Annotated in this window: 8 protein-coding genes; 5 read left to right on the plus strand and 3 right to left on the minus strand. The window is 62.2% G+C overall.

Annotation, left to right across the window (positions count from 1 at the left end; translation table 11 throughout):
- Positions 1-596 (plus strand): AMP nucleosidase (locus tag AYR66_RS20020; protein WP_088709954.1); only part of this gene is annotated, 596 nt, incomplete at its 5' end.
- Here AYR66_RS20020 and AYR66_RS20025 read toward each other — a convergent pair.
- Together AYR66_RS20025 and AYR66_RS20030 are read right to left on the minus strand one after the other, a co-directional pair.
- The gene (locus AYR66_RS20025) at positions 593-1,360 is read right to left on the minus strand and encodes a 4'-phosphopantetheinyl transferase family protein (protein ID WP_088708963.1); all 768 of its coding nucleotides are present in this window, start codon (positions 1,358-1,360) and stop codon (positions 593-595) included. The two genes, AYR66_RS20020 and AYR66_RS20025, sit on opposite strands and share 4 nt — an antisense overlap.
- Positions 1,361-1,458: 98 nt before the next feature.
- Entirely contained in the window at positions 1,459-2,157 is a 699-nt protein-coding gene (locus AYR66_RS20030) for a YitT family protein (protein ID WP_234814954.1), read from the minus strand.
- Between the two features lie 287 nt (positions 2,158-2,444).
- Here AYR66_RS20030 and AYR66_RS20035 point away from each other — a divergent pair, with 287 nt between their 5' ends.
- From AYR66_RS20035 to AYR66_RS20050, 4 genes are read left to right on the plus strand one after another with little or no spacing between them, the layout of a single operon-like run.
- Positions 2,445-3,695 carry an acyl-CoA dehydrogenase family protein gene (locus tag AYR66_RS20035; protein WP_088708965.1) on the plus strand — a complete coding sequence of 417 codons (1,251 nt, stop codon included), beginning with the start codon at positions 2,445-2,447 and terminating at the stop codon, positions 3,693-3,695.
- Positions 3,696-3,702: 7 nt separating this feature from the next.
- A complete protein-coding gene (locus tag AYR66_RS20040; RefSeq protein WP_234814955.1) occupies positions 3,703-4,953 on the plus strand; it encodes an MFS transporter in 1,251 nt (416 codons plus the stop codon).
- 21 nt (positions 4,954-4,974) lie between these two features.
- Positions 4,975-6,975: an acetoacetate--CoA ligase gene (locus AYR66_RS20045; RefSeq protein ID WP_420093114.1), complete on the plus strand. Its 2,001-nt coding sequence runs from the start codon at positions 4,975-4,977 to the stop codon at positions 6,973-6,975.
- Complete coding sequence (locus AYR66_RS20050) at positions 6,947-7,198, plus strand: hypothetical protein (RefSeq protein WP_088708967.1); 252 nt, start codon at positions 6,947-6,949, stop codon at positions 7,196-7,198. Before AYR66_RS20045 ends, AYR66_RS20050 begins: the two co-directional genes overlap by 29 nt.
- A 13-nt stretch (positions 7,199-7,211) precedes the next feature.
- On the opposite strand, the gene AYR66_RS20055 is transcribed toward AYR66_RS20050, so the two are convergent.
- Positions 7,212-7,664, minus strand: a 453-nt coding sequence (locus tag AYR66_RS20055) for an aldo/keto reductase (protein WP_141104282.1), incomplete at its 5' end; no start/stop codon positions are given.

The following is a 7,664-nucleotide window of genomic DNA, read 5'->3' on the forward strand; positions in this document are numbered from 1 at the left end:
CCGACCATATCGCCGTGCTGCGCCCGCATGCATGGCTGATGCTGGGTCACTGCGCCGGGTTGCGCAACACACAGGAACTCGGCGACTACGTGCTGGCGCACGGCTATGTGCGCGAAGACCATGTGCTGGATGAAGACCTGCCGCTGTGGGTGCCGATTCCACCGCTGGCCGAAGTGCAGGTCGCGCTCGAATCCGCGGTGGCCGAGGTGACGAAGCTCAAGGGCTACGACCTCAAGCGCGTGATGCGCACCGGCACCGTCGCCAGCACCGATAACCGCAACTGGGAACTGCTGCCGCAACGTACGCCGGAACGCCGTTTCAGCCAGAGCCGCGCGATTGCGCTCGACATGGAAAGCGCGACGATTGCCGCCAATGGCTTCCGTTTCCGTGTGCCGTACGGAACGCTGCTGTGCGTGAGCGACAAGCCGCTGCATGGGGAAATCAAGCTGCCGGGCATGGCCAACCAGTTCTATCGCGAACGGGTGGACCAGCACCTGCGCATCGGTATCCGCGCGGTCGAACTGCTGCGGCGCAAGGGCGTGGACAAGCTGCACAGCCGGAAGCTGCGCAGCTTTGCGGAAGTGGCGTTTCTTTAAGTTACCTTCAAGCGGAGGACCTGGATCCTGTCGCAGCGGCCTTCGATGGCCAGCGCGCCGACATAATCCTTCCCGACCGGCAGGTCAACCGTGGTCCAGTCCTCGCGTTCAGAGCGCGGCGGCGGCAGTCTTAGCCAACCCGTCGCGCGGCTGTCGCACTCGACCGCGTAGGCATGCAGGGGCAGTGCGACGCCCATGCCGGTAGCCCGCGAAATCGCTTCCTTGCGGGTCCAGCAACGAATCGTTGCAATCCTGCTGTCGGTCATGCGGCGCAATGCCGCGATTTCATCGGGATGGAATCCGGCCGCAACGTCATGGTATTCCCGCGGCGAGTTCGTCAGTTCGATGTCGACACCGACGTGCGGGTAACGCGAGACCGCCACCCATACCTGGCTGCCGGCATGGCTGACATTGCAGCCCACGGTGCATCCGGGCAGTTCCGGTTTGCCCCAGGTATTGCTGCGGATGACTTGAGTGGGATCCATGCCGCCGTAGTGCGCGGCCATGCGGCGCAGCAGCGTACGCCCCAGCAGGTTGCGTATGCTGTCTTCCTGCCGCGTGAAGCGCGCCGCGCGGGCATGCTCGTCCTGCAGGGTGTTCTTCAGTGCAAAGGAATGGAGTGCGGTCTGGTGGCGCCAGTCGAAGGTCAGGCTGATGCAGATGGCACTGCCTTCGGCCAGTTCAGGGTAATCGAGGTCGAGCGGGGAATTGGCGTCGACCTTCAGATCAATCGGGTTGCCCAGGAGTGGTGAGGATGCAGGCATCGGGTTTTTAGGATGGCATTGTCACACGGCAATCATATGCCATAAACGCGGCCAGGGGACATCTCGCCGCGACGACATTCGTGCTGCAGCGCCGCAGACTAGATCGCCATGTAGCGTCCGGGTTTGTGGTTGACTGCGAGCGTCAGGTTCAGCATGGCGGCGCCCAACAGCGAAATCACCACCGACGTCATCGAAATCATCGGGATCGACAGCATCATAATGCTCGCATCCAGCGCCAACTGCACGAGGCCGGCGCGCAGCCCGTAGCGTTCCTGCAGGTAAAGCACCAGCACATTGATGCCACCCAGGCTGGAACGGTGGCGAAACAGCACGAGCAAGCCGACGCCGCACAGCAAACCACCCATCACCGCGCCATACAACGGGTTGAGCGTTTCCATCGAGAACACCATCGGCAGCAGCTCGGAAAAGGCTGACAGCAGGCCTACGGCAGCGAATGTCTTGATCGTGAACTTCCAGCCCATCTTTTTCACCGCGAGGAAGTAGAAGGGCACGTTGATCGCGAAGAACAGCTTGCCGAAACTCATCCCGGTGAAATAGTGGAGCAGGAAGGCGATACCTACCGTGCCGCCAGTGATCAGGTGCGCCTTGCCCAGCATCGCGACGCCGAGCGAGACCAGCAGTGTGCCGGTCAGGAGAGCCTGCATGTCGTCGAACAGCGTGTGCTGCTGCAAACGTTGCGACTGCCCCGACTCGCGCTCGTGCTGGTCGATCATGGCGGGCAGTGTCTGCGATGTAGTTGCGCCTGGCATGGCGGCGGCTGGCTGCTGATGGTTCATGGTATTGGAATCGTCCGGCGACCGCAGTCTCTTTTGGAGTCCGGATCGAGCACAAAGGTTAATGTGGACGCAAGCTTAATTCACTCGCGCGCCGGATTTTATTGACCTCGATCAAGCATTTCAAATCAGATTTCGCCACAAGCGCATGCAGCGAATTTATAACTTCGGATGAGAAGCATTCATTTGAATGATTGTTCGGGCGCAATTACCATTTTCCGCAGATTGAACGGCATGCAAGAACGCATTCCGACGATCCGATGATTTCGATTTTTTTCTGAAAGTACCCCATGGATTTCGAGTTTTCGCCGCGCGTCCAGCAGCTGGGAAGGCAGCTGCAGGATTTCATGGACAACTATGTGGTGCCGAACATGGCCCTCTGGCGCCAGGAGATCGGTGACGGCCTGCAGCATCCCGCGTGCATGGAAGACCTGAAGTCGCTGGCGAAATCGGAGGGCTTGTGGAACCTGTTCCTGCCCGCACTGGAGAAAGAGCATGGCGGCCAGGGATTGACCAACCTCGAATATGCGCCGCTGGCCGAAATCATGGGCCGGGTGCACTGGGCGTCGGAAGCCTTCAACTGCAGCGCGCCGGACGCAGGCAACATGGAGCTGCTGCACATGTTCGGCAGCGAAGCGCAGCGCGAACGCTGGCTCAAGCCGCTGCTCGACGGCAGCATCCGATCCTGCTTCGCGATGAGCGAGCCTGACGTGGCGTCGTCGGACGCGACCAACATCCAGCTCTCGATGCGCCGGGTTGGCGACGCGTATGTGATCAACGGACGCAAGTGGTTCATCTCCGGTGCCGCGCATCCGCTGTGCCGATTTGCGATCGTGATGGGCGTGACCAATCCGGATGCAGAAGTGCACCGGCGCCAGAGCATGGTGATCGTTCCTTTCGACACGCCCGGTCTCTCGGTGGTGCGCAATATCCCTGTCATGAGCCACAGCTTCCCCGGCGGGCATTGCGAGCTGGTGTTCAGGGATGTGCGCGTTCCCGCAGCCAATCTCATCCACGAGGAAGGCGCGGGCTTCGCGATGGCGCAGGCGCGTCTCGGACCGGGACGCATCCATCACTGCATGCGCTCGATCGGACAGGCGGAGCTCGCGCTTGAACTCATGTGCGAACGCGCGGCCGATCGGCGCACATTTGGGCGCTACCTGCACCAGCATGCGAATGTCGCGGAGTGGATCGCGTGCTCGCGCATGGAAATCGAGCAGGCCAGGCTGCTGGTGCTGAAGACGGCATGGATGATCGACCGCTATGGCGCGAAGGGGGCGGCGCGTGAGATCGCGATGATCAAGGCCATCATCCCGCGCCTGCAGACAACGATCTGCGACCGCGCGATGCAAGTGTTCGGCGCAATGGGTCTCAGCCCGGATACGCCGCTGGCCGAATTGTGGACCTGGGGCAGGGTGCTGCGCATCGCCGACGGACCCGACGAAGTGCACCTGCGTACGGTTGCGCGGCAAGAGATGGATGCGGCAACGGAACGGCGCGGATCCACTTTGCCGTTCATGAATACGCCGGAATTCGTTTAACACTAGAATGAATGACGTTGCTGTCTCATTCGTTCCCATGTCGATTTCCAGTCCTGAACAAACCGGCGTCGCCGGTATTCCCGCGCTGTCGGTTCCCATGCTTTCGCTCGCCGCCTTCGGCAGCGGCATTTCCTTGCGGGTCACCGATCCGATGCTGCCGCAACTCGCAAAAGAGTTCGCCGTATCGCTCGGCGATGCGTCCAATGTCATCACCGTGTTTTCCATTGCCTACGGGCTGTCGCAGCTCTTCTTCGGCCCGGTCGGCGACCGCTACGGCAAGTATCGCGTCATTGCATTCGCCACGCTGGCCTGCGCGGTGACCTCCCTGTTCTGCGCGCTGGCGCCAGGCTATGTGCCGCTGCTTGTTGCGCGCCTGACCGCTGGCGCCACGGCGGCGGCCATCATTCCATTGTCGATGGCCTGGATCGGGGATGTCATTCCCTACCACCAGCGGCAACCCGTGCTGGCACGCTTCCTGATCGGCCAGATCCTCGGACTGGCAACCGGCGTGCTGGTGGGCGGCCTCGCTGCGGATGCGGGCAATTGGCGCCTGCCGTTCTTCATCGTCGCCGGCATTTTTCTGTGCGCGAGCCTTGCATTGTTCACCCTCAACAAGCGCTTGCCAGACGAAGCGCGGAAGGTGCGCCATGTGCAAGGTTCCGCGATCACGCGTATGGCGAACGAGTTCCGGCACATCCTGTCGCTGCCTTGGGCGCGCATGGTGCTTCTGACGGTGTTCCTCGAGGGCGCCTTCCTGTATGGCGCGTTTGCTTTCATTGCCTCGCACATGCACCACGCGTACCACATGTCGCTGACCTCGGCCGGCGCGCTGGTGATGCTGTTCGGGCTGGGCGGATTCGTTTTCGCGGTGGCATCGGCGACGCTGGTGCGCAAGCTCGGCGAAGTCGGGCTGTCGCTGTGGGGCGGAATCTTCGTCGCGCTAGCGCTGCTCGCCACCGGCCTGGCTCCCGTGTGGTGGTGGGCCATTGGTGGCTGTTTCGGCGCCGGTCTCGGTTTTTACATGCTGCACAACACGCTGCAGATCAATGCCACCCAGATGGCGCCGGAGCGACGCGGGGCGGCGGTATCGGCTTTTGCTTCCTGCTTCTTCCTCGGCCAGTCTGTTGGCGTCGGCATTGCCGGCCTGGTCGTGGAGCGCCTGGGTACCGCGAACGTAATGGTGATCGGCGCGGCCGGCGTACTGGCGGTGGCAATCCGTTTCAGCCTGAAATTGAAGGGGCGTCATTCGCGCCCATAAAAACATCAAGGAGACATGCCCATGAACGAGAACCCGCAATGCCTGTGGTCGCCCAGTCCGGCCCGAATCGAAGCAAGCCGTATGCACGACTACATGGCATGGCTCAAGCGCGAAAAGCAGGTCGATGCCGCCGACTACCAGGCATTGTGGCAATGGTCGGTGGATGAACTCTCCGCGTTCTGGGAATCCATCTGGCAATACTTCGACGTCAAGAGCAGCGCGCCTTACACCCGCGTGCTGGACGAGATCAAGATGCCCGGCGCGAAATGGTTCGAGGGTAGCAGGCTCAATATCACGGAGCAGTTGTTCCGTTTTCATGCCGGCGATGACGGTGAAAAGCCGGCCATCATCGGCAAGTCGGAGGTTCGCCCGACCGTGCGCCTGAGCTGGACCGAGTTGAGGCGGCAGGTCGCATCGGTTGCGCATGCGTTGCGCGCGATGGGTGTGCAGCCCGGAGACCGCGTGGTGTCCTACCTGCCCAATATTCCCGAGACGGTTGTTGCGTTCTATGCCTGCGCCAGCATCGGCGCGATCTGGTCCAGCTGCTCGCCCGACATGGGCACGCCGAGCGTGCTGGACCGCTTTGGACAGATCACGCCCAAGGTTCTGCTCGCGGTGGACGGTTACCGCTACGGCGGCAAGGATTTCGACCGGCTTGATGTGGTGAAGGGGTTGGTGCAGGCCCTGCCCAGTCTGGAGCATGTAGTGCTGCTGCCTTACCTCGACCAGCATGCACGCCTGGAAGGGGCTCACGCCTGGCAGGAATTGCTCACGCATGATGCGGAGATGCGTTTCGAGCAGTTGCCTTTCGACCATCCGCTGTGGGTGGTCTACTCGTCGGGGACGACGGGCATGCCGAAGCCGATCGTGCATGGCCACGGCGGCGTGCTCATCGAGACCCTGAAAGGGCACGGCCTGCATACCGGCCTGGGCGAGGACGACCGCTACATGTGGTTTTCGACAACCGGCTGGATCATGTGGAACTCGCAGGTCACCGGCCTGCTGCTGGGCGCGACGATCGCGATTTACGACGGCAACCCCGGCTATCCGGACCTCGGCACGCTGTGGAAGTTTGCGGAGGAAGCCGACCTGACCGTGTTCGGCGCCGGTGCGGCCTACTTCGCCAATTGCATGAAGGCGGGGATCGAGCCGCGCAAGCTGGCGAAACTGGACCGTCTGCACACCGTCGGCTCTACCGGTTCGCCGCTGCCGGCGGAAGCCTTCGCCTGGATCTACGACCAGCTCGGCCAGGATATCCTGCTTGCCTCCATCAGCGGCGGTACCGACATCGTTGCCGCCTTCGTTGGTGCCTGCCCGATCCTGCCGCTTTATGCGGGTGAAATGCAGTGCCGCTGCCTGGGCATCGCCGTGTATGCGATGGACGAGGAGGGCCGGCCGCTCCAGGATGCAGTGGGCGAACTCGTCGTCACCAAGCCCATGCCATCCATGCCGCTCTACTTCTGGAACGATCCGCATGGCTTGCGCTATCGTGACAGCTACTTCGACATGTTTCCCGGCTGGTGGCGGCATGGCGATTGGCTGCGCATCACACCGCGCGGCGGCGCGATCATCTATGGCCGCTCCGACACCACCATCAACCGCCATGGCGTGCGCATGGGCACGAGCGAGATTTACCGCGTGGTCGAAGCAATGCCGGAAATCCTCGACAGCCTGGTGGTCGACCTGGAATACCTCGGGCGCGAATCCTACATGCCGCTGTTCATCGTCCTGCGGCCGGGCGTCACGCTTGACGATGCACTGACGACGCGTATCGCCGGCAATATCCGGACGGCACTCTCCGCCAGGCATGTGCCGAACGAAGTGTTCGCTGTCGCAGAAATCCCCCGCACCTTGACTGGCAAGAAGATGGAGCTGCCAGTAAAGAAACTTTTGCTTGGCATGAAGGTCGATGAGGTAGCGAACCCGGATGCAATGAGCAATCCGGGCAGCCTGGGCTATTTCACGGAATTCGCGCGGCGGAGGGAGGAGGAACATGCAGCGGCAGCAGGACTGGCACACTGAGGCGTACAAGGGACTGGAAGTGCATGTAACGGCACTTCCAAAGGATGGACGCGATACGGGATGGGACTATACCGTCCGCATCACGCAGCCCGGGGACGATTCCTCGTCGGAAGCAGAGTTGACCGCCGAGTCGGGGGACGAGGCGGATTATCCGTCGGAGGAGGCAGCGGTCGAGGCCGGGTTCATGCGCGGGTATTCAATGGTGGACGCGATGTTCCAGTAGGAGGCGCTCCGTCTCAAATCATTTCAAGCGGCGCAGGACCGTCCGGCGGCAGGAATGCACGGTCCAGTGCAGCCTGGTCCTCCAGCGATAACGCAAGGTCGGCCGCAGCCCGGTTTTCCTCTACATGAGCGCGCTGCCCGGCCTTCGGAATCGCAATCACGCCGGGTTCCCGCACGACCCATGACAATGCGACCTGCGCCGGCGTTGCATCATGCCGCGCAGCGACTTCACGCAGCACCGGGTGGCCAAGCAGCCGTCCCTGTTCCACGGGCGAATAGGCCATCACGGCGATCCCTTGTTCGCGGCACCACGGCAGCAGGTCGTATTCGATGCCACGACGGCTCAGGTTGTAGAGCACCTGGTTGACCGCCACTTCCCGCAAGTCCGTCAGCGTCGCGAGTTCCCGCATGTCGTCGATGTCGAAATTGCTCACGCCCCAGTGGCGGATCTTGCCGTCGCGTTTGAG

The organism is Noviherbaspirillum denitrificans (assembly GCF_002211445.1).
Lineage (GTDB): Bacteria > Pseudomonadota > Gammaproteobacteria > Burkholderiales > Burkholderiaceae_D > Noviherbaspirillum > Noviherbaspirillum denitrificans.